Here is a 22,590-nt window from a genome sequence, read left to right on the forward strand (position 1 = left end):
ATGCAGGAGTTATTGACCATCGGCCAGCTCTCCGCACGCAGCGGCGTGGCGTCATCCGCCCTGCGCTACTACGAGCGGATCGGGCTGCTCCGAGCCGACCGCACCGGCGGCAACCAACGCCGGTACGCGCGCAGTGAACTGCGCCGGGTGGCGTTCATCCGGATCTCCCAACAGGTCGGCATCTCGCTGGAGGAGATCCGCGAGGCGCTCGAATCCCTGCCGGCCGCCCGGACCCCGACCCCGGAGGACTGGACCCAACTCTCCCAACTGTGGCGGAACCGGCTGGACGAGAAGATCACGCTCCTGACCCGGATCCGGGACGACCTCGACGGGTGTATCGGCTGCGGGTGCCTGTCGTTGCGCCGCTGCATTCTCAGCAACCCGGGCGACCAGGTCGCCGACGAGGGTCCCGGTGCGCGCCTGGCGATGCCGCGCTAGCGACGCGAGGGTCCCGGTGCGTGCCTGGCCGTGCCGCGCTAGCCGACGAGGGTCCGCCGCGCTAGCCGACGGTCAGCAGCACCTTGCCGACGTGCTGGTTCGACTCGACGAGCCGGTGGGCCTCGGCCACGTCGGTTATCGGCAGCCGGCGGTCCACGACCGGGTGAACCTGGCCGGCCACGATCAGCGGCCACACCTGCTCGCGTACCCCCTCGACGATCTCCGCCTTCTGGCCCAGTGGGAGGGAACGCAGGGTGGTCGCGATCACCGTCGCCCGCTTCACCAGCAGCGCACCGAGATCCAGCTCCCCCTTCCGGCCGCCCAGCAGGCCGATCACCATCAGCCGGCCGCCGGTGGCGAGCGCGGCCACGTTCTGCCCCAGGTAGGCCGCGCCCATGATGTCGAGAATCACGTCCGCACCCCGGCCACCGGTGAGCTGGCGAACCTCCGCGGCGAAGTCCTGCTCCCGATAGTCGATCGTGTGGGCGACGCCGAGTGCCCGCAGCCGGTCGTGCTTGGCCAACCGCGCGGTCACCAGCACCGTCGCCCCGAGGGCCGCGCCGAGCTGGATCGCGAAGGTGCCGATCCCACTGCCGCCGCCGTGCACCAGCAGCGTCTCCCCGGCGGCCAACTGCGCCCGCTGCACCACGTTCGACCAGACCGTGCAGGCCACCTCCGGCAGCGCCGCCGCCTCCACCAGGTCCATGCCGTCCGGCACCGGCAGCAGCTGACCGGCCGGCACCGCCACCCGCTCCGCGTACCCGCCGCCGGCCAGCAGCGCGCAGACCGGCTGACCGACCGCCCAACCGGAGACGTCGTCGCCGACCGCGCTGATCACCCCGGAGCACTCCAGACCGGGGTACGGGGGCGCGCCCGGGGGCGGCGGATAGAAGCCCTGCCGTTGCAGCACGTCGGCCCGGTTGACCGCGCTGGCCCGTACGTCGACGATCACCTCGCCGGGGCCGGGCACCGGATCGGGCACCTCAGTCCAGACCAACGCGTCGGGTCCACCGAACTCCTGGATCGTGATCGCCTGCATGGTCTCTGTCTACCCGACGCCGGCACCCGCCCGGGAGCCCATCCCGCTCACACCCACTGTGGACGGCGTGTCGGTGGGCGCGCCTGCCCACCGGTGGGGCCGGCGTGGCAGACTGGGCACGGTCGCCGCCCCACGGGGTGGTACGCCGGGAGGGTTCGCCTAGTGGCCGATGGCGCTGGTCTTGAAAACCGGTAAGGCAGTGATGTCTTCGTGGGTTCGAATCCCACACCCTCCGCCCACCTGGACAGCAAAACGCCCCCTGGCCAGCGAACACGCCGGCTAGGGGCGAGGCTAGGAAAATCGAATCAGTCTCGCTCGGGGTTGCCGCATGCTACTGGTCAGCTAGCCTCACCGCCATGACTAAGCGGTTCGAACGGGCCATGTGGCTCATGCGCCGTCATGATCCACAAGCCATGGAAGACGGCTTCGGCCTCCTACTTCCTCACGCCGCCGACCACCTTGACGAACTCATCGCTGAGTTCGCTCAGGAACGAAACGGCCACGGCTTGCGCTGCTGGCTGCTCGAACTCATCGGCGAAGCCCGCTCATCCCAAGCGCTGCCATTACTCACCGAACAACTATACAGCGACGACGAGTCATTCCGGTCTTGGGCTGTCATTGGACTGAAGCGCCTCAACACCAAACAGGCACGGCGAGAGCTGTGGAAAGCGCGATGCAACGGACTCAACGACTGACCCTTCAACGGCCAGATTACGAAATAATTGCGTATAGGCTTCCGCCGGGGCCTAGAACGGCGCCGGGCCTGATGTTCGGTCCGCGCCCAGTGCGGGCGGCTCCTGGCCAACGTCGACCAACTCCTGCGCCAGGTCCCGTCGCAGCGGATCGGGCCGACCGTTGACGTCTGTACAGCCGGGCCGTTCTGGAATTGGCCCGCGACCCGCCGAACCGCCGTCCCAGGCTTGACTCTCCCGCCAGGGGAGACTCCAGCATCGGTGCGGAACGGAGGAACCGAGCATGGACGACCTGATCCCGATTGGGCGTTTCTCCCGGATGAGCCGGCTGTCAGTCAAGGCCCTGCGCTTCTACAACGAGCAGGGCCTGCTCGCACCCGCTTGGGTCGACCCGTCCTCTGGCTACCGCTACTACCGGCGGGCCCAGGCCGAGCGGGCCGAGGCGATCCGGATGCTACGCGCAATCGACATGCCGATCGCGGACATCCGTGACCTACTCGCCGACGACGACCCGGAACTGACCGGCAAACGCCTCGTCGCGCATCGGGAGCGGTTGCGGGCCCGGCTCGCCGAGCAGGAGCAGATGCTGCGCTTCCTCCAAGCACTCATCGATCGAGGAGGACGTGTCATGCCCTATGACGTCATCGTGAAGGAAGCCGCCACCATTCCGGTGGCCAGCCTCACCCTGCACACCAGCCTCAATGCGATCGGTGCCGACATGGGCCGTGGCTTCGGCACGGTCGTCGACGCCATCGGCAACGCCGGCGCCGAGTCCAACGGGAAGCCGTTCGTCATCTACCACGACGTCATCGACGAACAGACCAACGGCGACATCGAGATCTGCATCCCGGTCCCGGCCGGCACCGTCCTACCCGGCGACCCGGTCCGCTACCGTGAGCTCCCCGGCGGCCCGGTCGCCACCACCGTCCACCGAGGGCCATACCAGGAGATCAGCCCCGCTTACCACGTCGTCACCGGCTGGATCGAGCAGGAGGGTATTCATCCAGCGGGCCCACCGCGCGAGGTCTACCTCAACGACCCGCAAACGGTCAGTCCCGCTGAGCTGCTCACCGAAGTCCAGTTCCCCATCGACAAGACGCCGCGCTGATCGGGCGGCCAGCAGCTCCCCGCCACCCCGAGACCGGTCGCCGCCGCGTTCCGGCGGCACGGCTACCCCTGGCACGGCAGCGACCCGTACGCCGACCTTTTCCGCTCGGCGAGTGCGAGCGGACTCAGCGAGGCATTCACGGCGTTTCGTGGCGCTCTGCGTGTCTGCTGTCATCGCTGTTCTCGGCAGTGCCGAGGTGTTTTCGGACCTGCGGAGCTGGATCTTGGATTAGCCGTCAGTTGTCGGCTTCCAGTGCGAGGGTGCTTCCGTCGGGATCCTGGACTTGGCGGAATCAGGCGGTCAGACGAGGCCCCCGGTGAGGAAGTGAAGGGCGAGCCAGGTCACGAACGCCAGCAGTGCGAAGCGCCGCAGCCACACCCAGCCCGTGACCTTTCGGGCAGGCTCACCGGGCTTGCGGCGCTGCATGCCGAACCACAACCAGACGTGCTCGGACAGGGTGTCACCGTCGCGACTGTTGAGCACCGCCGTCACTTCGACCACGCCGAAGTACAGGAGCCAGACGATCCATGTGGCCGTGTAATTACCCAGCCCGAAGGAGAGTCCGGCGACGGCACCGAGCAGTGCGCCGCCCGCGATGAACGGGAGGAGGCGACTCACCTCATCACCGCGTAGTTAGACCTCCGCATGTGCTCTGCCTCCCCATCTGTCCTGGAGCCGACGGCGGCCTTGCCGCGCGGTGCATTCAAGACGGTCACCGTCGTGTTCAGCGCGGATATAAACGTAGAAAGATATTCGTGTCTCCTCAAGCCTTGTGTCGTGTTCGGACATCAGCTTTCGCTCCGACCGTGGTGAAGGGTTGGATCGGCAGTCCTCGTATGGAAGGGCGGTCGACTCGTCTCTTCGCCAGGTGGGGCCGGTACGTGCGGGCCGGGGCGGCCGTGGTGGTACAGGTGGCATCGGGATGGGAGGACCGCGTCCGCATTGGCTGGGGCAACGCCGCCACACCGGTGACTAGCGTGCAGGTGGACGCCTGCCCCGCTACGAGCACTTCGGCAGAATGGTCAGTGTTCACCGGCCGCACCTGAGTGGCGAGTCCGGAGTGCGTACCGCTGATGATCTGGACCGAGGGACGACAGGTTGAGGTGCGCTTCGCGGTAGGCGCCGGGTGTGACGAGGGTTCATTCCGTTCGGAGGGCTGATCACAGTGGTCATGCGGATAGCCCAGCTCGATTAGGCTGCGCGGATGGTGGCGCGAGTGGACGTACGAATCGCGGGCGTGATCTTGACTGATCCTCAAGGTCGGTTGTTGCTGCAGCTTCGGGACGGTAACACCAAAGTGGATCCGCACCGATGGTCGCTACCTGGTGGTCACCTGGATCCGGGTGAGGATCCGCTGGTGGCTGCCCATCGAGAGCTCCACGAGGAGACCGGTCTCAAAGTCGATGAGCTGCGCCTGTTCTGGCGGGGCCTGGCTCCGGCAGGGCGATTCCCCGGCACGGTCGGTGAGTTTTCAATTTTCTACGCGCCGACCAACGCCAACGATGCGGATGTGGTGTGTGGGGAGGGGGCGGCGATGCGATTCGTCGACCGGGCCGACGTGCTCACCCTGGAGTTCGGGCGGGCTTACGCGGCGATCGTGCCGCGCTTCCTGGGCTCCACGGAGTACCGACAGCTGGTCCGGGCCGGTTGATCGCTGCTGCTGCTGCTGCTGCTGCTGCTGCTGCTGCTGGCAGCCCGACCACGGTCCCTACGACTCGCCCGGCGTCGGAGCATCAATCCGGGAGCTTCCGCGCCGACCGCCGGAACGGCCCCCAGGCGACGAAGCGTTCGAATAGGTCGCGGGGGTGTGGTGCGTCGTGGGGGTTGAGGTGGTAGAGGTCGTGCATGGCTTCGTAGCAGAGTCCGGCTAGGTAGATCGATAGGCTTGATTGTCGGGTGTTGTATTGGGTGGTGAGGAGGAGGCGGGCTTCGGCGCAGGGCCAGGGGTGGCCGCAGGCGCGGCAGGTCCAGGTGTGTCGTTGGGATGTGTGGGGTGGTTGGTTTCTGGTGTGGTGGTGTGGGTGTGGGTGTGGGTGTGGGTGTGGGTGTGGGTGTGGGTGTGGGTGTTGGGGGTGGGGGCCGAGTCGTGGTGTGGGGAGGTGGTGGGGGTTCACCAGCGGCCTCCGTTGGCGCGCCATTGTTGGGCGGGGGTGAGCCGGCCGACGCGTCCGGGTTGGGGTTCGGCGAGGGTGGGTTGGGTCATCCACGCCGGCAGGTTGACCGGCAGGTTCGCTGGCCGGGTTGGTGGCCGGTTCACTGGCCGGTTTGGTGGTGGTGCTGCGGGGCGGTACGGGGCGTTCGATCGGTGCGCCCCGGTTGGCGGCTTGTTCCTCCGGTGCCGGCTGAACCAACGGATCTTCACTACTACCTCCTTGTGTCCTTGGACAGGGCCCCACCCACACCTGCCGGATACGGGCGGGGCCCTGGGCAGGACCCATCCCAGCTACGCTCGGCGAAGAACAGGTCCGCATGAGTGACAGTCTCGATAGGACCGGCCTGGTTTCGATACCTGCTCACGCTGATCGAGCAGATCTTGGGCCTGATTGGGCAGCGTTGGGCAGTCGTGAGGAGACGCGCGAAAAACCGAGCAGAAAGTGGGCAGCGATGGGCAGTGTCATGGACTACGTGCTGATGGAGCTTCGCTTACTTCGCCAAAACCTGGCCCTCAGCCAGGAGGACTTCGGCCGCAGCATCGGCTACTCGGCGTCGCACGTGAGCGCCGTCGAGACCGGCGGGCGTCCACTCACGCCGGACTACGCGGTCGCGGTCGACCGGGCCCACGACCCCGCGTTCCGCGAGGGCCAGGACGGCCGATTCAGCCGAATGCTCCGAGAACTCGCCAAAGCCGACCCGGACTGGCTACGCGAGTGGATCGAGTGCGAGCAGGAGGCGACACTACTCCGCTGGTACGAGCCGGCCTGGGTACCCGGCTTGCTGCAGACGGAGGCATACGCGCGGGCAACTCTGTCGCACAACCTGCTCTACACCGATGACCTTGAGCAGCGGGTGTTTTCCCGACTCGGGCGGCAAGCGATTCTCTCCGGTGACCAGCCCGTCCAACTCGTGGCGGTCATCGACGTGATGGTGCTCCGCCGGCCGGTGGTCGGCCAGCCGGGCGTGATGGCCGAGCAGATCGCTCACCTGGTGAAGATGGGGGAGCTACCGCACGTGCAGATCCTCGTGGTGCCCGACGAGGCCGGGATCTACCCTGGTTTGCAGGGCGGCTTCATCCTGGCCACTCTCGGCGACGGCTCGATGGTGACCCACCTGGACCACCAAGTGCGCGCGCAGGTGGTGAACGGAGCCGATGACCTTGCTACCCTCCAGCGCACGTGGGAGGCGGTCCGGGGTGAGGCCCTCCCCCGCAGGCAGTCCCTCGACCTGATCAAAAAGGCGGCGCAGACATGGACATGACTGGTGCCCGATGGCACAAATCAACGCGGTCCGGATCCAACGGCGGGTCGTGCGTCGAGGTGGCCGACAACCTGCCCAGCGTCGTGCTCGTGCGCGACACCAAGGACCGGGATGGCGGCACCCTCCAGTTCCACCCGACGGTGTGGCAGACCTTCGTCGACTTCGCCAAGCGACACTGACCAGCACCACGGAAGGCCCGGCTCCCCCTACGGAGACCGGGCCTTTTCCGGGTCTACTGACGTTAACGACGGACCCCAACCCGGTCAGCGATCCGCGCCTCGCGCGTGGGCAAAGCCCTTACTGAATTCCAGCGGGGAACTGCTTGACCTCAATCCAGGTTGAGGTTAAAAAATGGGCCCCATGAACAACGTGGACGGCAAGCTACACGTGGACATGGTGCTGGACTTGATTTGCGTGCACTCGTACATCGGCTTTACCAGGCTGGAGCGCGCCGTGGCCCGATGGCGAAAGCAGGGCGGCGTCATCGAGATCCGGTTCGCGCCGTTCGAGCTGGCACCCGGGGCGCCGACAACGGGATCGCCACTAGCGGCCGCACCACCTAACCGATCAGCTGGATGTGCCCCCGCCACTACTGCGGACCAGGCGTCCCGAACTCCCACACGCAAGGCGAACTAGCACCCAGGCGAACATCGAAATGCCCACCCCGATCATAAGTGCGAACCGAAAGCTTGTAGCCATCGTCGGTTCGGACGAAATAGCGATGCCGGGTGCTGGAATTCTCATCAATAAATGCCGTGTAGCCCTTGCGCTCCCAGAACTCGGAAAGGATCGACAAAACATCAGTCTCCGACCACGTGCCGGAGACGGGCGGAATAACCTGAGCGCTTCGCTCCGAGAACACCGGCCCGGTGGAAAGATCACACGGGGCACCATCAAAGTTTGGGCGTCTATCGATAGTAGCGTCGGAAGGTAACTGGGCGATCGCCTCCTGCAGAAGCTCCTCAACTCGTTCAGCCGCTTGCGCAAGCGTCTCGGTAGGTTGCATAGCGCTATCCTTTCCCAAACAACCAGCCGTGGTAAATGCAATCAAGACAGCCGCGGCCAGCACGGTACCTACCCGCCGATACGCCATGTCAGTTCACCTTTATCTAGCTTGACCGGTGACAATGTCTGCGATATTTTCACGCGCAGGATTATCGTCGTCCCAGTAGGCGGAGTGGGCGCCGGTCATATCAAGGAAGCTACCCGGGTCACTGCGGAAAACCCGCGCCCCGAAGTCGGCCTCACTGGGATCCTTGCCATGTGTGAAGTCCCAGTCCGGCACCAGACCAATAACGTCGTGCTTCGCCGTGGTAGCCCAGACCTGATCGGGGCGCAGGCCCGCCAAATCGGAAACGTGATCAACGCCAACACCAGGCGAACCGACGAACACCACAGCATCGGCATCGAAGTCAGAGCCCCGAGCGGCGTGACCGATAACCGTAGAACCATAACTATGACCAAGCACCGTGTTGCGCGATGGGACCTCCCCATCGTGAGTAGCCCTCAGCCCAGTCTGGAACCTGTCGAGGACCGGACCGCCGCCCTCGGCATAAGCTTCTCCACCAGCATCAGAAATCGAGTCCGGCGCGTCGTAGCCATACCAGTAGACCACCGACGTCTTCTCACCCCCCGCCGCCCAAGCGGCGTCATCGGCCATGATGCCCGTGCGCACCAAACCGGCACCAGCACTGGACAGTTGCTCGCCAGTGCCTGGCACGTAGGTGAGCACATTCTCGGCAGTGTCCGGATTGCCGACCGAGACGATCGCCCGACCGTCCCCGTCGCTGGAGAACCCGATCAGGTAGGCGTCCGGCCGACCTGGATCGTTCAACCGGGTGGTAATCGCGTCGATGCCCCGCAGCTTGCCGGGCAACTCAGCACGCTCGGACGCAAGTCTCCTCAACTCGTCTTCCAGCGCAGCCCTCGGATCCTCGGCTTCCGGATAGACATCTAAAACCTGACCCTGTTGAAGAGCTTTCCACAGAAATTCTTCTCTGGCCTCAATCTCGCTCAACTGCTGCTGGATCAGACCGCGGTCGCGCTCCAGCACGCTGCGGTTGGCCACATCCCGATCAGAGATCGGAATGCCGTCCAGCTGCCCGACCAGGTCCGGGAACTCCCGCAACGCCTGCTCCTGCTGCAACGGAGTCAACGACTCCCACCACGCATGAACCTCCGCCGGACTCCGCCCCGCCTGCGCCTCCAACACCCCACGAGAAACCCCACCAAGCTGGCCCGACCCGAACCCCACCCGCGGCGACGGCACATTAACCGCGATGGCATTAGCAGTCGCATCATCCTGCGCCCGCGCATACTCCACCACCGTCGGCAAATACCGAAGCACCGACTCGGTAGCCCGACTGGAACGATCCAAGCCACCAGCCATGTCCGCCGACGGCGGCGGCGCCGTCGCCCCAGTCACCATGTCCACCTGATAACCAGCTACCCGCGCCGCGGCGACAATCTCCTCCGCCTGCCGCCGCAACCCCACCATCGCGTACGCATGCTGCTCCAGCGCATCCGCGACCCGCCTCGCCGGGTTGTACGCGTTACTCACCTCAGCCCGCAACGTCTCGCCCTTGCCTACCGCAGCCGCCGAAGCCCGACCGTCCGGCCACACATGAACAAGATCCCGGCTCCCCCGGATCAGCTGCTCAGCGGCATCGTCGATCCCCTGCGCAAGCCGACCCCACACCTGCGCCGACTCATGCCACGGATCCGGCCGAAAATCGAGCACATCCCGCAACGTCAGACCACTCACCGCGGTAGCACCCCCATCCGCCGCAGCCCGTCAGCGTTCACCTCATCCGCGGCCCGATACTCCCGCGCCGAAGCGCTCAAATCCGCACCGAAGCCCTCCAACTCCTCCACCAACCGACGCAGCTCCACCAGCCACGCCTTCTCCGCACCCCGCGCCGCGACCACCGCAGCCGAACCCGGCGGCGACGACGGCGCCAACCCGGCACCAGCCACCCGTACCGACTCCCGCAACATCGCCGCCGTCGCCTCTACCTGCGCCCCCACACTCTCCAGGGCGTCCACATCAACCGCGAATCCCGGATGCATCAGCACCTCCCCCCTCGTGCGACCCGCACAATACCGAAGCTTCACCACCTTGGATGTAACAGCACACGTCGTGATGGATCATCCAGAGTGACCATGAGTGCAAGAGTTCGGCCCCCAGCTCAGGGCTTGCGCTTTTCCGCCCGGGTCCATCCGGTCCAGCCACGTTCGGCGAGCAGCTCCCCCAGCCGGGCGACGACGGGGTGGGCAGCAAAGGAGAACGCATCCAGCAACCGGACGAATGCCTGGTCCGGAATGACCTCGTCCTGCTGGTCCAGCACCCCGTTCGCCGCCGCCTCCTCGTACAAGTCGCTCAGCAGGTCGGCGATTGCGCGCAGCAGATCGTCGTCTTCCGGCTCCACCGTGAGCCGGCCGAGGAGCTGGTAGAGCCGGCGGATCCGCGGGTCGGCGAGCTGGGCCACCTTGTCGGCGATGATCGCCGAGATCGTCTCCGGGAAGCGCGCCGCCAGCAGGATCCACGCGTCCCGCTCCGCCTCGACGAGCATCCGCGGTACTCCGATGCCCCGGAGCCGCTCCAGGTAGTCGGCCACCTCCTCGGGGACCGCCAGCGACTCGACGGAGCCCAGCTGCGCGACCCGCCGCCGGTGCTCCTGGAGGGTGCGGATCCGCGCCCGCAGCTCCCGGTCGACCTCGATCGTCGCGGCGGCGAACGTCTCCGGGTCGGCATCGAGCAGCTCCCGGACCCGGGCCAGCGGGACGCCGGCCTCGGCGAGGGTCCGGATCCGGATCAGGCGCAGCACCGCGGCGGCGTCGTAGCTCCGGTAGCCGGAGGCGTCGCGTTCCGGCTCCGGCAGGAGCCCGATCTGGTGGTAGTGCCGCACCGCGCGGATGGAAACCCCAGCGTAGGAGGCCAGCCGCCCGATCGTCAGCATGGCTACCTCCACGCCGGGCACAACGTCACCTGACCTTGCGATGGTAGACGGACCTGGCTACGACGTACGCGACGGTGAGCAGCCCGACGCACCAGGCGAGGGCGATCCACAGGTCGACGCCGACCTGCTGCTGCGCCAACAGACCGCGGACCGTGTCGACGATGGAGGTGGCCGGCTGGTTCTCGGCGAAGGCGCGTACCGGGCCGGGCATGCTCTCGGTGGGCACGAACGCCGAGCTGATGAACGGCAGGAAGATGAGCGGATAGGAGAAGGCGCTCGCCCCCTCCACGGACGTCGCAGTCAGCCCGGGGATGACGGCGAGCCAGGTCAGAGCCAGGGTGAAGAGCAGCATGATCCCAGCTACCGCCAACCAGGCCAGCACGCCCGCCCCGGAGCGGAATCCCATCGCGAGGGCGACCAGCACCACCACCACCAGCGAGATCAGGTTGGCGACCAGCGAGGTCAGCACGTGCGCCCACAGTACGGCCGAGCGGGCGATCGGCATGGACTGGAACCGTTCGAAGATGCCGCCCTTCATGTCCAGGAAGAGCCGGTACGCGGTGTAGGAGATGCCCGACGCCACGGTGATCAGCAGGATGCCGGGAAGCAGGTAGTTCACATAGTTATCCGACCCGGCCTCGACCGCACCGCCGAAGACGTAGACGAAGAGCAGCATGAGGGCGATCGGCGTGATCGCGGTCGTGATGATGGTGTCCGGGCTGCGGCCGATGTGGCGCAGGGAACGCTGGGTCAGGGCGGTGGTGTCGCTGAGGAAGTTGCCGGTCATCGGGGGTCCTTAGCTGCTCGTACCGGTGCGGTGGATGCGGTCGGCACGGCGGTGTCCCCGCCGCCGACGATGGCCAGGAAGATGTCCTCCAGGGACGGCTGCTTCTCGACGTACTCCACGGTCGCGGGCGGGAACAGCCGCCGGAGCTCAGCGAGCGTGCCGTTGGCGATGATGCGCCCCTCGTGCAGGACCGCGATCCGGTCCGCGAGCTGCTCGGCCTCGTCCAGATACTGGGTGGTGAGCAGCACCGTCGTACCCTGGCCGGCGAGTTCCCGGACGGCCTGCCACACCTCCAGCCGCGCCTGCGGGTCCAGCCCGATCGTCGGCTCATCGAGGAAGATCACCGGTGGTTTCCCCACCAGACTCATCGCGAGGTCAAGGCGACGACGCATCCCACCCGAGTACGTCGCCACCCGGCGGTTCGCCGCGTCGGTGAGGGCGAAGCGGGCCAGCAGGTCATCCGCCACCCGTCCCGGCTCCCGCTGCCGTCGCAACCGGGCGACCAGCACCAGGTTTTCCCGCCCGCTGAGGACCTCGTCGACCGCGGCGAACTGCCCGGTCAGGCTGATCGACGCACGCACCTTTCCCGCCTGCGCGGCAACGTCGAAGCCGTTCACGGTGGCCGCGCCGGCATCCGAGCGCAGCAGCGTGGAGAGGATGCGTACCACCGTGGTCTTGCCCGCCCCGTTCGAGCCGAGCAGGGCGAAGACGCTGCCCGGTGCGACGTCGAAGTCGACGCCGCGTAGCACCTGCAGCTCCTGGAAGGACTTGTGCAGGCCGCGTACCTGGATCGCCGGCTCCCGGCCTTGCCCCGGCGTCCGCTGAAGATCTATCGACATGACCCCAGCGTGCAGGGTTGACGCTGCGTCAAGGTCAAGCCCGAAACCGGCCGCGTTTCGCCACCCGCCGCACCACCTCTCCGATCAACTGGATGCGCCCCCGGCCACTACTGCGGCCCAGGCGTCCCGAACTCCCACACACAAGGCGAGCTAGCACCCAGGCGAACGTCGTAATGCCCACCCCGATCGTAAGTTTCGACGAAAACCTTGTATTCGTCATCAGTACGAACAAAATAGCGATGTTCGTCTCCAATGTGGCCGTCAGTCGTAACCCGGCAACCTCTCCGATCCCAAAACTCGGAAAGAATCGGCAAAACATCGGTCTCCGACCACGCACCGGAGGCGGGCGGGATGACTGCCTCCACCTGCGCCCCCACCCTCTCCAGGGCATCCACATCAACCGCGAATCCCGGATGCATCAGCACCTCCCCTCGGCCCCAGCTCAGGCCTGCTGCTGCGCTAACAGACCGCGGACCATGTCGACGATGGAGGTGGCTGGCTGGTTCTCGGCGAAGGCGTGTGTCGGGCCAGGCCCGCTCTCCGTGGGCACACCACCGAGTTCTGCTACCGACGGCGCTACCCCACCGGCCAGCTGAAAGCGCTGCCGGCGATGCGGGGGACTGCTTGACCCCTCGCCGAGCGCTATCGTGACTGCGCACCGTCGATCGGGGAGAGTGAAAGCACATTGAGTGGCGGAGAAATCAACCTTGCCGGACTCCGAGATCTTCAGCGCCAAGCCGAAGCACTTGCAGCGCAGCTGTCAGCTGCGGCCAACGCGGCTGGAGCCGAGGTCGTAGGAAGTGACCACTCCGGTGCGGTCGAGGTAACCCTGGACGGTGCCGGAGACGTGCTGGCTGTCCAGGTCAATCGAGGCTGGGCTCAGCTGGTCGGAGTAGCCGGCCTGGGACCTGCCGTGATCGAGGCGATGCAGGCAGCAGTAGTCACCCGAATGACTGCGTGGGCGGCTGGCGGGGCCGAGGAACAAGTCGTTGAGAACTTGGATGTAGGACAGACAGAGCACCCCGAGGTCGGTGACCCCTCCTCTCGACAGTCCATGTACGCCATTCGCGACCTGTTTAATCTTCTGGACGACGCGCTCGACACAATGAAACGCATGGAGCAGGAGGCCGAGGCCGCCGCCCAGCGGTTCATAACATCTCACAACCAGGCAAAGACGGTACGGGTGACCATGGGTACCGGAGCTGTTCAATCCGTCGAGTTCGATCGTGAGTGGCTGCGTGCAGCCACTCACGAACGCATCGCCGCCGCCCTCGAAGAGGCGTTGGCCCAAGCTTGCCGCGCCGCCAACGAAGAGCAGCAGCGCAAGCGAAAGGCAACACCTGAGATAGAACGACTACGACAGCTGACCGCCTCGCCCGAGTTACTACTTAGGGAAGTCGGTCTCATTCGCTAATAACCACGGCCCAGGAAGAGCCTCGATGGAAAACCCAAGCAAGGACCAGATAGATGCCTCGATCGACGCCGTCTATTCCGACGCGCGGACGTGGATCGAAATGTCACAACAGTTCGACGAGATGAGACAGGTTGCCCGAAGCCTGGCCCTAGGTGCGTATGACTTCAGCTCACTTGGTCACCTAATCGGTCTCGATGACATCTACAACGACCTCCAAGACCGCATGACCTCACTGCTCCATCAGGGCAGCACCAACTTTGACAACATCGCCAACGCACTGCGTTTCGCCGCCGACAACTACGCTCGCGAGGAGCAAGAAACCGTTCATCGAATGAACAACATCTACTAGGGAGACAGATTCAGTGGTGAGCTCCATCCCAATGACCCTGTCGGAGTCGGAGTTCCGGGAAAAGCTCGCAAAAATGGGCGAGCTACTCGCAGAGGTTGAAAGGCACTGCGGAAAGCTCTTTGGTCATTGTAATCAATTTCTCAGCAAGCTCCCAGAATTTATTTCCCAACAGCTCAGAAGATCTCTTGAAGAGCTCAACAACCTCCTCAGAAAGTTTTTTGAGGAGGTCACGAAGATCTACCTAAATCCAGGATGGCCCTTCAGCCTCTGGTCGGCTGCCCAGGAGTGGACAACCAAGATCGGCGGTCCGGCCAGCGGACTGGCACCCAAGCTAGGTGCGGACCAGCTGCGTATCGACAATTACTGGAAAGGGCCGGCAGCCGAAGCCTACGCCAGCATATTACCAGCCCAGCAGAAAGCTCTTGAGGAAATCAAGGCAACCACAGACGCAATAGGCAGCCAGCTAACCCAAACCGCCTTTGGCATTATAGCCATGTGGGGCGGAGTGCTTGCTGCGGTGGTATCCTACTGCATCGAACTAGGTGCAGAAGCAGGCGCTGCAGCTACAGTAGTTGGCGCACCGCCGGCGGCCGCGGCCGCCGGCGCTTCGACGGCCAAAGTAGTTGGCCTGGTGATCGCAGTAACCGCCGCTTTTGGAGCCTACGTAGGAACCGCAGTCGACAGCCTGACGGCCCTCCAGCAGACGTTGCACTCCAACGCCGCATTTCCTGATGGTAGGTGGCCAGGTTCGACCACCACTGACTTTGATGATGGCAGTCTCCAGGACGGTGACACCACCGATTGGCGGCTCCAGCCCGATGGCTAAAAGCTATAGCGACCACACCAACAAGCACAACAACGCCGACACTCGCGCACTGCCAAGTGGCGGTGGCTCCCGGCTTCGCAGAGCTTATCTAAACCTACTGGGGATCACCCTGGCCGCCCTGGTCATCCCAGCTTTCCTATGCTATCTCGCGCTGCGATCCGGCGCCCGAGTCGAAATCAGCTGGGCCTTCGGGCTCGGGCTTGGGTTCAGCCTATTGATGATCCTTTCGTCGTTCGTCATTTCTATCATTGCCCTGATTACCGGACGAACCGCAGTCCATGGAGAATCAGTCGACACCGAACGGGCTCACGCATCAGCGATGCTAGCCAAAGCGGGTAAACTGATAGGGCATTTCGCATTAGGCGCCACGCTGACGATCACACTGGCCGTACTCTTGATCGATACTTACTCCTCGCCAGCACTAGCTACGGGTTCCATAGTGATGTCACTTTCGCTACTTCCGGTTTTTTTGAACAGCAAAACCCAACAGATATCAACCACGGCAGCCCATCGAAGCTAAGCGGGGTTGGGGTGTCCACGCTGCCTGCCTACGGGCGCGCCGGATCGAGCGGGAGCACAATCGAAAGATGATCACTAAGTTTGCGTACGGCAGCGGAATCGATCACCCGATAGCCGATCAGGGCCGGTAGCACCGGGGCGGAGCCGCGGAAGGCGGCGATGCGCCGCGGCACCGCATCGAGGTAGCCACCGGTCGGCGCCCACGGGTGGACGAGGCGCCGGGCCACGTCGACCAGCCCCAGCCGGCTCAACAAGGCCGTCGGCCCACGGTCGGCCCGCAGCCCGGCGCTCGGATCCGGTCCCAGGCGACGTGTCGATACCGCAGACGCGGCGCCAACCGGGACCACTCCCCCAGCTTCGGATCAGAAGTCGTCGTCGAAGGTGACGCTCCCGCTGACGCCCATCTGGTACGCCGACACCCGCCGCTCGAAGAAGTTCGACAGCTCCTGTACGTCCTGCAACTCCATGAAGGCGAACGGGTTCTGGCTGCCGTACATCGGGGCGATTCCCAGCGTGACCAGCCGCCGGTCCGCGACGTGCTGGAGGTATTCCCGCATGTCGGTCAGGGAGAGCCCGGACACTCCCTGCTCAAGCAGGTCCGCGGCGAACTGGACCTCGCAGTCGACCGCCTCCGCCATCATCTCCCTGACCTGCTGCTCCAGGTCGGCGTCGAAGAGGTCCGGCTCCTCGGCGCGGGCGGTCTCCACCACGTCGAAGGCGAAGGCCATGTGCATGGACTCGTCGCGGAACACCCAGTTGGTGCCGGACGCGAGACCGTTGAGCAGACCCCGGGAGCGGAGGAAGTAGACGTAGGCGAAGGCGCCGTAGAAGAACAGGCCCTCGATGCAGGCGGCGAAGCAGATCAGGTTGAGCAGAAACGCCCGCCGGTCCGCCCGGGTCCGCAGCTCCCGCAGCTCGAAGATCGAGTCGATCCACCGGAAGCAGAACTCGGCCTTGCGGGCGATCGAGGGGATGTTCTCCACCGCCGCGAACGCCGCGAACCGCTCCTTCTCCTCCGGCACGTAGGTGTCCAGCAGGTTCAGGTAGAACTGGACGTGCACCGCCTCCTCGAAGAGCTGCCGGGACAGGTAGAGCCGGCCCTCCGGAGAGTTGACGTGCTGGTAGAGGTTGAGCACCAGGTTGTTGGCGACGATCGTGTCGCCGGTGGCGAAGAACGCGACCAGCCGGGACACCAGGTGCCGCTCGGCCGGGGAGAGCTTCGCCAGGTCGGCGAGGTCGGAGTGCAGGTCCACCTCCTCAACCGTCCAGGTGTTCTTGATCGCCTCCTTGAACCGGTCGAAGAAGTGCGGGTACCGCATCGGGCGCAGGGTCAGGTCCATACCGGGGTCGAGCAGCAGCTGCCGCTCGCCAACGGTCCCGGCGGTCGCGGTACGGGTCTCGACGGTCGCGGTACGGGTCTCGGCATCGGTGGTCATTGGCAGGCCTCGCAGCTTTCGGGGTTTTCCAGGGAGCAGGCCAGCGCCGCGGCATCAGCGCCGGCGGAACTCGACGGGGTGACGGCGACGGTGGCCTGCTGGATCCGCGTCGCGGGACGGGACCGCAGGTAGTAGGTGGTCTTCAGCCCGGACTTCCAGGCGTACAGGTACATCGAGGAGAGCTTGCCGATCGTCGGCGCGGCCAGAAACAGGTTCAGCGACTGGGACTGGTCGATGTACGGGGCGCGGGCCGCAGCCAGGTCGATCAGTGCCCGCTGCGGCAGCTCCCACGCCGTACGGAACAGTTCCCGCACCTCGGCGGGGAGCTCGGCGATGCCCTGCACCGACCCCTCCGCCCGCTTGATCTCGTCCCGGATCGGGGCCGTCCACAACCCGCGCGCCTTCAGCTCACCAACCAGGTAGGTGTTGACCTGGAGGAACTCACCGGACATGGTTTCGCGCTTGAACAGGTTGGACACCTGCGGCTCGATGCACTCGTAGCAGCCGGCGATCGAGGCGATCGTCGCGGTCGGGGCGATCGCGACCAGCAGCGAGTTCCGCAGGCCGTGCTCCGCGACCCGCGCCTTCAGCTCGGCCCACCGCGTCGGCTGCGTCGGCTCGGCCCCCCACAGCTCCGGGTGCAGCTCGCCCCGGGCGGCGCGGGTCTCGGCGTACGCGGGATGTGGGCCGAACCGCTCGGCGAGCCCGGCGGAGGTCTCCAACGCGGTCAGGAAGATCTCCTCCTGCACCCGGGTGGACAGCTCCCGCGCCTCGGCCGAGTCGAACGGCAGCCGCAGCGTGAAGAAGGCGTCCTGCAGCCCCATCAGCCCGAGCCCGACCGGCCGCCAACGCGGGTTGGAGGCGGCCGCCTGCTCGGCCGGGTAGTAGTTGATGTCGATCACGCGGTCGAGGAAGACCATCGCGGTACGGACGGTCTCCCGCAGCTTCGCCCAGTCCACCCCGTCGGCGCTGACGTGGGCGCCCAGGTTGACCGAGCCCAGGTTGCACACCGCGGTCTCGGCGTCGTTGTTGACCTCAAGGATCTCGGTGCAGAGATTCGACAGGTGAATCGTGTTACCGGGCTCCCCGGTCTGGTTGGACAGCGCGTTCGCGCGGTCCTTGAAGGTCATCCACCCGTTGCCGGTCTGCGCCAGGGTGCGCATCATCCGCCCATACAGGTCCCGCGCCTTGACCGTACGGACCGCCTTCTTCTCCGCGACCCGGTAGGCGGCGTCGAACTCCGCGCCGTACAGGTCGGGCAGCTCCGGGGCGTCGGACGGGTCAACCAGCGACCAGTCCCCGTCCGCCTCGACCCGGCGCATGAACTCGTCCGGGAGCCAGTTGGCCAGGTTCAGGTTGTGCGTACGCCGGGCGTCCTCGCCGGTGTTGTCCCGCAGCTCCAGGAACTCCTCGATGTCGGGGTGCCAGGGCTCCAGGTAGACGCAGGCCGCGCCCTTACGCCGGCCGCCCTGGTTGACCGCGGCGACCCCGGCGTCGAGGGTCTTCAGGAACGGCACGATGCCGTTCGACCGGCCGTTCGTTCCCCGGATCAGCGCGCCCCGGCCCCGCACCCGCGACCAGGCGATGCCGATGCCGCCGGAGAACTTCGACAGCTTCGCGACCTGGTGGTACCGCTGGTAGATGGAATCCAGCTCGTCGCGGGGCGAGTCGACCAGGAAACACGACGACATCTGGGTGTGCCGGGTGCCGGAGTTGAACAGCGTCGGCGAGCTGGGCAGGTACGCCAGCGACGACATCAGCCGGTAGAACCCGATCGCCTCGGCCGGCGTCCGCGACAGCCCGCAGGCCACCCGCAGCAGCCAGTACTGCGGGGTCTCCACCACCAGCCGCGACTGCGGGTGCCGCAGCAGGTAGCGGTCCGCGACCGTACGCAGCCCGAAGTACTCGAACCGCAGGTCTCCGGCGGGGTCCACCGCATCGTCCAGCTTGCGGGCGTTGCGGGACACGAAGGCGGCGGTGTCGTCGCTGATCAGCCCGAGGCCGTGGGCGTACCGGATGGACTGGCTGAAGCTCGCGACCTGCTGCCCCCGGACCTCCTTGTCCACGTACGCGGCCAGCAGCCGCGCCGCCAGCCTCGAATACTGCGGCTCCTCGCCGATCAGCTCCGCCGCCGTCTGGATCGACAGCCGGTCCAGCTCGGCCGTTGTCGCCCCGTCGTACAGGCCACTGATCGTCTTGGTCGCCACCCGCAGCGGGTCCACCTCATTCAGGTCGCCGACCCACCGCTCCACCGCACGGACAATCTTGTTTACGTCCACCGGCTCGGTGTCGCCGTTGCGCTTACGGACCTCCATCACCTGCCGCCGCTGCTGCTGAGCCGCACCGCCCGGACCATCCGTGGCGCCCTGCCGCGTCGCCGTCGTCTGCCCGGCCGGACCGTCCGTGGCGCGTTCCCGCGTCGCCGTCATCTCCCCCTCCTCCGCCTGCCGACAAGGTCGACGAACGCGCGGAGGGACACCACAATCAGTCGCCCGGTGGGTAACCACACCGGGCGGCTGCGGGTGTCGGCCGTCCCGCGCGGCCGCCAACCGCCGCACGCGTCGCGTGCGGCGCGCTGGCAGGTCTTCGGACTCGCGGGCACGCCCGGGGTCCCGGTCGCCTACTGGCCGTCGCTTCCCAGGCTTCGATCAGCCCAGTGCGTGATGACGGCGGTCGTTCCCACTCACCGCTGCGCGGCAGCCCCGGACTTCCACCGGGTTCCCTCTTGCCTCGACCACTCCCGGTGGGAGCGCCGAACCAGCTGCGGGAGACACCATATATGCCTCCCCCATCCGGGATGCAACACCAGATGTCGTGGCGGCGTGTCAGCGGCTGAGAAACTGCCCCAGGGCACGCAGCCAGCCGTCCCGGTCTTCCAGGTGGACGTCGTGCCCAGCGCTGGCAACGACGACCCGCTCGACATCTGGACGTAGGGACACCATGCGCCGCACCTCGGCGACAGGGATGATCCCGTGCTCGCCAAACACCAGCAGGGTGGGGGCCTGCACCTGCTGCCACTCGTCCCAGCAGGCCCGGTCAGCAACGGCCGCGATGGTGTCCCGCAGCACCGCCGGTTCGAATCGCGGCCAGAGCCCGTCCGGGCGCCGGTCCAGATCTCGCAGCCAGGCCTGGGCCACCGGGGTGTCGCCCAGAAACTCGGCGGCCTGGCGAACATCGGCGAACGGCACCGGCCACGAGGCGAAGAAGGCACCCAACTCGGCCGGGTAGTCCCCCCGCTCCTCGCGGCCACCGACCCCGCCCTCCAGCAGCACCAGCCGACGCACCAACTCGGGATACGTCGCGGCGAAGAGCAGCGCGGTGTGCCCACCCATCGACTGACCCACGACCGTCACCGGTGCACCACCGGCGAGCTCCGCGACGACGGCGAGCACATCCTCGACGTACGCCCGGCGGGAGAGGTCCGGCGGCCATCGGGTCGAGTGGCCGTGCCCGCGCTGATCCACCACGATCACGCGGTGCTCCGGTAGCAGCGCCTCCGCCGTCGGCACCAACTCCGCCGCGCTGCCGGCCAGCCCGTGCAACAGTACGATCACATCGTCGCCGGAGCCGCCCACGAGGCAGGACAGCGCCACCCCGTCCCGATGGATCGTCACCCGCTGCACCGTACGAACTCCCTCACCCCTGGCGACCCGGAAACCGCCGCAACCCTACTCAGGCCGGATTTTGGTTCTCAATCGACTTGAGCAGGGCGTGGTACGTCCGCTCCAGAACACCCCGTCACTGAACGGGTCAGCGGCGGTGGCAACGGTGGGCTGCGTGCCGCTCCGCAGCTCCACGTTGACCGCGACCAGGATGGTCCGCGCGGCGAAGCAAGGTCCCACGCAAGGGGTCAACCAGCCACATCCGCCCACTGTCGCCGGTGCCGGTCAGCGCCGACCCGTGGTGGGAGCGAACGACCATCGCTCCCACCACGCCGCACTCGATCGCCAACGCCTGATCTGCGATCGACAGATAGGACACTCTCGATCGGATAGCACGATCATCCCCGCGCCGGCCGCCAGTTCGCCGCCCACCCTACTCAGCAGATGTGCCGTCAAAGCTCCTACCAGCAGTCGAAGACTCGTGAAGAATCGAGCTCATCCTCGGCTGCCATCACCGAGGCAGACGGTAAGGGACCGATGGGATGTCGAAAGAAATTCTGTGCGCGTTTGGTGTCGACATGGACGCGGTCGCCGGCTGGTTGGGCTCGTACGGTGGCGAAAATTCGCCCGTCGATATTTCCCGTGGCATTTTCGCTGGCGAAGTCGGCACGCCGCGCCTTCTCAAGCTGTTCGAAAAATACGCCCTTCCGAGCACCTGGTTCGTTCCTGGACACTCCATCGAGACGTTCCCCGACCAGTTCCGGCAAATTGTGGATGCCGGTCATGAGGTAGGTCTCCACGGTTACAGCCACGAAAATCCGATCGCGATGAGTCAAACGCAGGAGGCCGCCGTCCTGGACCGGTGTATAGACCTGATCGAGTCGGTAACCAAACAACCCCCCAGGGGCTACGTCGCGCCATGGTGGGAATTCTCGCCGGTCACGCACAAGCTGCTACTCGAACGGGGTGTCCGATACGACCACTCGCTGATGCGCGACGACTTTACCGTACACCGGGTTCGCGTGGGTGACACCTGGACCAAAATTGACTATTCCGCTGATGCCGCGGACTGGATGAAGCCGTTGGTCCGCGGCGAGGAGACCGACCTCATCGAGATTCCGGCGAACTGGTACCTCGATGACCTGCCGCCGATGATGTTCATCAAGACCAGCGCGAGCAGCCACGGCTTCGTCAACCCGCGACAACTCGAGGAGATATGGCGTGACCAGTTCGACTGGGTCTACCGGGAGCTGGACTACGGCGTATTCCCCTTCACCATCCATCCGGATGTGTCGGGACGTCCGCAGGTTCTCCTGATGCTGGAGCGCATGATCGAACACATCAACCAGCATGAGGGAACAAGGTGGGCCACCTTCGACGACATCGCCACCGATTTTGCACTTCGCTACCCACGCGCTGGAGACGGCGCATAGCATGCAGGCCAGGTTATGCGAAGACGTGGCCAGCAGCGGCGTCACCCGCCTCTGCGGTGCACGATTCAGGACCTGACACTCATCTCGCTAATCGAGCTGCATCCACCTGTCCGGCCCCCGGAGCGGAACGAAGCCCACCTTGGCGTAGACGCCGTGCGCGTGATCCGTTTCCAACAGAATATTGTGGATGCCGAGGTTCTGGAGGTGGCCCCGGACCTCGCGGGCGAGCCAGGTGCCCAAGCCACGACCGCGCTCGGCTCGGTCGACGTACACGTCGCAGACCCAGGCGCAGGTGGCCCGGTCGGTGACCGCCCGGGCGACCGCCACCTGGCGTCCGTCTCCGGGGCGATAGACACCGAAGCCGATGGAGTTCGCGAAGGCACGCTCCACCGTCGCCCGGTCCCATCCACGGGCCCAGTGCGTGTCGGTGGCAAGCCAGTGGTGCACCCGGTCGAGGTCGAGACGCTCACGCTCGGTGCTGACCAGGTATCCGTCGTGGTGCGTTCGGGTGAACACCCACGACAATTCCCGCCAGTACCTCCGGGAAACCCCGGTGGACTGATGACGTTACGTCACCGACCGCCGCACCGCTGCGACCTCGCCGTACAGCTCCGCCAGTGCCCACAACCTTCGGGCCCACCGGTCCGGAGCCGGAACCCGCCGGTCGCGATGCGCATGCTCGCTGCGCCTTCCGGCCGAGCCGCTACGCGGGTTAGCGCCCTGCACTGTGGCCAC

At 66.1% G+C, this 22,590-nt stretch carries 26 protein-coding genes, 1 tRNA gene, 2 pseudogenes and 1 riboswitch; of the genes and pseudogenes, 12 read left to right on the forward strand and 17 right to left on the reverse strand.

Annotation, left to right across the window (positions count from 1 at the left end):
* The gene (gene soxR / locus B118_RS0112490) at window positions 1–438 is read left to right on the forward strand and encodes a redox-sensitive transcriptional activator SoxR (RefSeq protein ID WP_018222005.1); all 438 of its coding nucleotides are present in this window, start codon (window positions 1–3) and stop codon (window positions 436–438) included.
* A 61-nt stretch (window positions 439–499) separates the two neighbouring features.
* Here soxR and B118_RS0112495 read toward each other — a convergent pair whose 3' ends face one another.
* A complete protein-coding gene (locus tag B118_RS0112495; protein WP_028192846.1) occupies window positions 500–1,477 on the reverse strand; it encodes an NAD(P)H-quinone oxidoreductase in 978 nt (325 codons plus the stop codon).
* Between the two features lie 148 nt (window positions 1,478–1,625).
* On the opposite strand from B118_RS0112495, the gene B118_RS0112500 reads away from it, so the two are divergent.
* From B118_RS0112500 to B118_RS0112510, 3 genes are all read left to right on the forward strand, one after another.
* Window positions 1,626–1,712 (forward strand) — tRNA-Ser (locus B118_RS0112500).
* A 121-nt stretch (window positions 1,713–1,833) separates the two neighbouring features.
* Window positions 1,834–2,172, forward strand: a complete 339-nt coding sequence (locus tag B118_RS0112505) for a HEAT repeat domain-containing protein (protein WP_020113477.1) — start codon at window positions 1,834–1,836, stop codon at window positions 2,170–2,172.
* A gap of 280 nt (window positions 2,173–2,452) precedes the next feature.
* Entirely contained in the window at window positions 2,453–3,277 is an 825-nt protein-coding gene (locus tag B118_RS0112510) for a MerR family transcriptional regulator (RefSeq protein WP_018812865.1), read from the forward strand.
* Window positions 3,278–3,577: 300 nt separating this feature from the next.
* On the opposite strand, the gene B118_RS0112515 is transcribed toward B118_RS0112510, so the two are convergent.
* Window positions 3,578–3,895: a hypothetical protein gene (locus tag B118_RS0112515; protein ID WP_018812864.1), complete on the reverse strand. Its 318-nt coding sequence runs from the start codon at window positions 3,893–3,895 to the stop codon at window positions 3,578–3,580.
* Window positions 3,896–4,481: 586 nt separating this feature from the next.
* Here B118_RS0112515 and B118_RS0112520 point away from each other — a divergent pair.
* On the forward strand, window positions 4,482–4,928 hold the full coding sequence (locus B118_RS0112520; protein ID WP_043541276.1) for an NUDIX domain-containing protein: 447 nt from the start codon (window positions 4,482–4,484) through the stop codon (window positions 4,926–4,928).
* Between the two features lie 82 nt (window positions 4,929–5,010).
* Here the strand turns inward: B118_RS0112520 and B118_RS32815 are convergent, their stop codons facing one another.
* Window positions 5,011–5,391: a hypothetical protein gene (locus B118_RS32815; RefSeq protein ID WP_028192848.1), complete on the reverse strand. Its 381-nt coding sequence runs from the start codon at window positions 5,389–5,391 to the stop codon at window positions 5,011–5,013.
* Window positions 5,392–5,881: 490 nt separating this feature from the next.
* Between B118_RS32815 and B118_RS0112530 the strand changes: the two genes are divergently transcribed.
* The 3 genes from B118_RS0112530 to B118_RS30305 all read left to right on the forward strand — a co-directional run bounded on the left by B118_RS0112530 (window position 5,882) and on the right by B118_RS30305 (window position 7,327).
* Window positions 5,882–6,691: a helix-turn-helix domain-containing protein gene (locus B118_RS0112530; RefSeq protein WP_028192849.1), complete on the forward strand. Its 810-nt coding sequence runs from the start codon at window positions 5,882–5,884 to the stop codon at window positions 6,689–6,691.
* Window positions 6,688–6,870 carry a DUF397 domain-containing protein gene (locus B118_RS0112535; RefSeq protein ID WP_026184770.1) on the forward strand — a complete coding sequence of 61 codons (183 nt, stop codon included), beginning with the start codon at window positions 6,688–6,690 and terminating at the stop codon, window positions 6,868–6,870. Before B118_RS0112530 ends, B118_RS0112535 begins: the two co-directional genes overlap by 4 nt.
* A 214-nt stretch (window positions 6,871–7,084) precedes the next feature.
* Window positions 7,085–7,327 carry a DsbA family protein gene (locus B118_RS30305; RefSeq protein ID WP_238323908.1) on the forward strand — a complete coding sequence of 81 codons (243 nt, stop codon included), beginning with the start codon at window positions 7,085–7,087 and terminating at the stop codon, window positions 7,325–7,327.
* On the opposite strand, the gene B118_RS30310 is transcribed toward B118_RS30305, so the two are convergent.
* From B118_RS30310 to B118_RS0112585, 8 genes and pseudogenes are all read right to left on the reverse strand, one after another.
* Window positions 7,281–7,784: a hypothetical protein gene (locus B118_RS30310; protein ID WP_028192850.1), complete on the reverse strand. Its 504-nt coding sequence runs from the start codon at window positions 7,782–7,784 to the stop codon at window positions 7,281–7,283. The genes B118_RS30305 and B118_RS30310 overlap by 47 nt on opposite strands.
* A 12-nt stretch (window positions 7,785–7,796) precedes the next feature.
* The gene (locus B118_RS0112550; RefSeq protein WP_028192851.1) at window positions 7,797–9,455 is read right to left on the reverse strand and encodes an alpha/beta hydrolase; all 1,659 of its coding nucleotides are present in this window, start codon (window positions 9,453–9,455) and stop codon (window positions 7,797–7,799) included.
* Window positions 9,452–9,766, reverse strand: coding sequence for a type VII secretion target (locus tag B118_RS0112555; protein WP_018222092.1), 315 nt, complete (start codon window positions 9,764–9,766; stop codon window positions 9,452–9,454). The genes B118_RS0112550 and B118_RS0112555 overlap by 4 nt, the downstream gene beginning before the upstream one ends.
* Window positions 9,767–9,879: 113 nt before the next feature.
* A complete protein-coding gene (locus B118_RS0112560; RefSeq protein ID WP_018813009.1) occupies window positions 9,880–10,650 on the reverse strand; it encodes a MerR family transcriptional regulator in 771 nt (256 codons plus the stop codon).
* 25 nt (window positions 10,651–10,675) lie between these two features.
* Window positions 10,676–11,437 carry an ABC transporter permease gene (locus B118_RS0112565; RefSeq protein WP_028192852.1) on the reverse strand — a complete coding sequence of 254 codons (762 nt, stop codon included), beginning with the start codon at window positions 11,435–11,437 and terminating at the stop codon, window positions 10,676–10,678.
* Window positions 11,434–12,276: an ABC transporter ATP-binding protein gene (locus B118_RS0112570; protein WP_028192853.1), complete on the reverse strand. Its 843-nt coding sequence runs from the start codon at window positions 12,274–12,276 to the stop codon at window positions 11,434–11,436. Before B118_RS0112570 ends, B118_RS0112565 begins: the two co-directional genes overlap by 4 nt.
* Before the next feature lie 448 nt (window positions 12,277–12,724).
* Window positions 12,725–12,826, reverse strand: a pseudogene (locus tag B118_RS31695) (ABC transporter permease); the annotation flags it as partial.
* Window positions 12,827–13,036: 210 nt separating this feature from the next.
* On the reverse strand, window positions 13,037–13,297 hold the full coding sequence (locus tag B118_RS0112585) for a hypothetical protein (protein ID WP_018828961.1): 261 nt from the start codon (window positions 13,295–13,297) through the stop codon (window positions 13,037–13,039).
* Window positions 13,298–13,330: 33 nt separating this feature from the next.
* Here B118_RS0112585 and B118_RS0112590 point away from each other — a divergent pair, with 33 nt between their 5' ends.
* The 3 genes from B118_RS0112590 to B118_RS31700 are packed head-to-tail and all read left to right on the forward strand — an operon-like array spanning window position 13,331 to window position 14,865.
* Entirely contained in the window at window positions 13,331–13,690 is a 360-nt protein-coding gene (locus tag B118_RS0112590; RefSeq protein WP_018828960.1) for a YbaB/EbfC family nucleoid-associated protein, read from the forward strand.
* A gap of 25 nt (window positions 13,691–13,715) precedes the next feature.
* The gene (locus B118_RS0112595; protein ID WP_038848331.1) at window positions 13,716–14,039 is read left to right on the forward strand and encodes a hypothetical protein; all 324 of its coding nucleotides are present in this window, start codon (window positions 13,716–13,718) and stop codon (window positions 14,037–14,039) included.
* A 31-nt stretch (window positions 14,040–14,070) separates the two neighbouring features.
* The gene (locus B118_RS31700; protein WP_162173350.1) at window positions 14,071–14,865 is read left to right on the forward strand and encodes a hypothetical protein; all 795 of its coding nucleotides are present in this window, start codon (window positions 14,071–14,073) and stop codon (window positions 14,863–14,865) included.
* A gap of 548 nt (window positions 14,866–15,413) precedes the next feature.
* Here the strand turns inward: B118_RS31700 and B118_RS28250 are convergent.
* The 5 genes and pseudogenes from B118_RS28250 to B118_RS30320 form a co-directional block, all read right to left on the reverse strand.
* The gene (locus tag B118_RS28250; protein ID WP_033773633.1) at window positions 15,414–15,638 is read right to left on the reverse strand and encodes a hypothetical protein; all 225 of its coding nucleotides are present in this window, start codon (window positions 15,636–15,638) and stop codon (window positions 15,414–15,416) included.
* A 108-nt stretch (window positions 15,639–15,746) separates the two neighbouring features.
* On the reverse strand, window positions 15,747–16,820 hold the full coding sequence (locus B118_RS0112605) for a ribonucleotide-diphosphate reductase subunit beta (RefSeq protein WP_018813006.1): 1,074 nt from the start codon (window positions 16,818–16,820) through the stop codon (window positions 15,747–15,749).
* Window positions 16,817–19,249, reverse strand: a complete 2,433-nt coding sequence (locus B118_RS0112610; RefSeq protein ID WP_018813005.1) for a ribonucleoside-diphosphate reductase subunit alpha — start codon at window positions 19,247–19,249, stop codon at window positions 16,817–16,819. The genes B118_RS0112605 and B118_RS0112610 overlap by 4 nt, the downstream gene beginning before the upstream one ends.
* Window positions 19,250–19,380: 131 nt before the next feature.
* A riboswitch (cobalamin riboswitch) is annotated at window positions 19,381–19,597 on the reverse strand.
* A gap of 48 nt (window positions 19,598–19,645) precedes the next feature.
* Complete coding sequence (locus B118_RS0112615; protein WP_028192855.1) at window positions 19,646–20,443, reverse strand: alpha/beta fold hydrolase; 798 nt, start codon at window positions 20,441–20,443, stop codon at window positions 19,646–19,648.
* A 90-nt stretch (window positions 20,444–20,533) separates the two neighbouring features.
* Window positions 20,534–20,792, reverse strand: a pseudogene (locus B118_RS30320) (inositol monophosphatase family protein); the annotation flags it as partial.
* Window positions 20,793–20,964: 172 nt separating this feature from the next.
* Between B118_RS30320 and B118_RS0112620 the strand changes: the two are divergent.
* Complete coding sequence (locus B118_RS0112620) at window positions 20,965–21,855, forward strand: polysaccharide deacetylase family protein (protein ID WP_028189080.1); 891 nt, start codon at window positions 20,965–20,967, stop codon at window positions 21,853–21,855.
* A gap of 87 nt (window positions 21,856–21,942) precedes the next feature.
* On the opposite strand, the gene B118_RS0112625 is transcribed toward B118_RS0112620, so the two are convergent.
* Window positions 21,943–22,371, reverse strand: a complete 429-nt coding sequence (locus B118_RS0112625) for a GNAT family N-acetyltransferase (protein ID WP_018222084.1) — start codon at window positions 22,369–22,371, stop codon at window positions 21,943–21,945.
* Window positions 22,372–22,590 lie beyond the last annotated feature (219 nt).

The organism is Salinispora pacifica CNR114 (assembly GCF_000514775.1).
GTDB lineage: Bacteria > Actinomycetota > Actinomycetes > Mycobacteriales > Micromonosporaceae > Micromonospora > Micromonospora pacifica.

What these genes read in the sequence shown, in the direction of transcription:
- soxR (WP_018222005.1), top strand. Translation starts at nt 1, where the DNA reads ATGCAGGAGTTATTGACCATCGGCCAGCTCTCCGCACGCAGCGGCGTG.
- B118_RS0112495 (WP_028192846.1), bottom strand. Translation starts at nt 1,477, where the DNA reads ATGCAGGCGATCACGATCCAGGAGTTCGGTGGACCCGACGCGTTGGTC.
- B118_RS0112505 (WP_020113477.1), top strand. Translation starts at nt 1,834, where the DNA reads ATGACTAAGCGGTTCGAACGGGCCATGTGGCTCATGCGCCGTCATGAT.
- B118_RS0112510 (WP_018812865.1), top strand. Translation starts at nt 2,453, where the DNA reads ATGGACGACCTGATCCCGATTGGGCGTTTCTCCCGGATGAGCCGGCTG.
- B118_RS0112520 (WP_043541276.1), top strand. Translation starts at nt 4,482, where the DNA reads ATGGTGGCGCGAGTGGACGTACGAATCGCGGGCGTGATCTTGACTGAT.
- B118_RS0112530 (WP_028192849.1), top strand. Translation starts at nt 5,882, where the DNA reads ATGGGCAGTGTCATGGACTACGTGCTGATGGAGCTTCGCTTACTTCGC.
- B118_RS0112535 (WP_026184770.1), top strand. Translation starts at nt 6,688, where the DNA reads ATGACTGGTGCCCGATGGCACAAATCAACGCGGTCCGGATCCAACGGC.
- B118_RS30305 (WP_238323908.1), top strand. Translation starts at nt 7,085, where the DNA reads ATGGTGCTGGACTTGATTTGCGTGCACTCGTACATCGGCTTTACCAGG.
- B118_RS30310 (WP_028192850.1), bottom strand. Translation starts at nt 7,784, where the DNA reads ATGGCGTATCGGCGGGTAGGTACCGTGCTGGCCGCGGCTGTCTTGATT.
- B118_RS0112560 (WP_018813009.1), bottom strand. Translation starts at nt 10,650, where the DNA reads ATGCTGACGATCGGGCGGCTGGCCTCCTACGCTGGGGTTTCCATCCGC.
- B118_RS0112565 (WP_028192852.1), bottom strand. Translation starts at nt 11,437, where the DNA reads ATGACCGGCAACTTCCTCAGCGACACCACCGCCCTGACCCAGCGTTCC.
- B118_RS0112570 (WP_028192853.1), bottom strand. Translation starts at nt 12,276, where the DNA reads ATGTCGATAGATCTTCAGCGGACGCCGGGGCAAGGCCGGGAGCCGGCG.
- B118_RS0112590 (WP_018828960.1), top strand. Translation starts at nt 13,331, where the DNA reads ATGTACGCCATTCGCGACCTGTTTAATCTTCTGGACGACGCGCTCGAC.
- B118_RS0112595 (WP_038848331.1), top strand. Translation starts at nt 13,716, where the DNA reads ATGGAAAACCCAAGCAAGGACCAGATAGATGCCTCGATCGACGCCGTC.
- B118_RS31700 (WP_162173350.1), top strand. Translation starts at nt 14,071, where the DNA reads ATGACCCTGTCGGAGTCGGAGTTCCGGGAAAAGCTCGCAAAAATGGGC.
- B118_RS0112605 (WP_018813006.1), bottom strand. Translation starts at nt 16,820, where the DNA reads ATGACCACCGATGCCGAGACCCGTACCGCGACCGTCGAGACCCGTACC.
- B118_RS0112610 (WP_018813005.1), bottom strand. Translation starts at nt 19,249, where the DNA reads ATGACGGCGACGCGGGAACGCGCCACGGACGGTCCGGCCGGGCAGACG.
- B118_RS0112620 (WP_028189080.1), top strand. Translation starts at nt 20,965, where the DNA reads ATGTCGAAAGAAATTCTGTGCGCGTTTGGTGTCGACATGGACGCGGTC.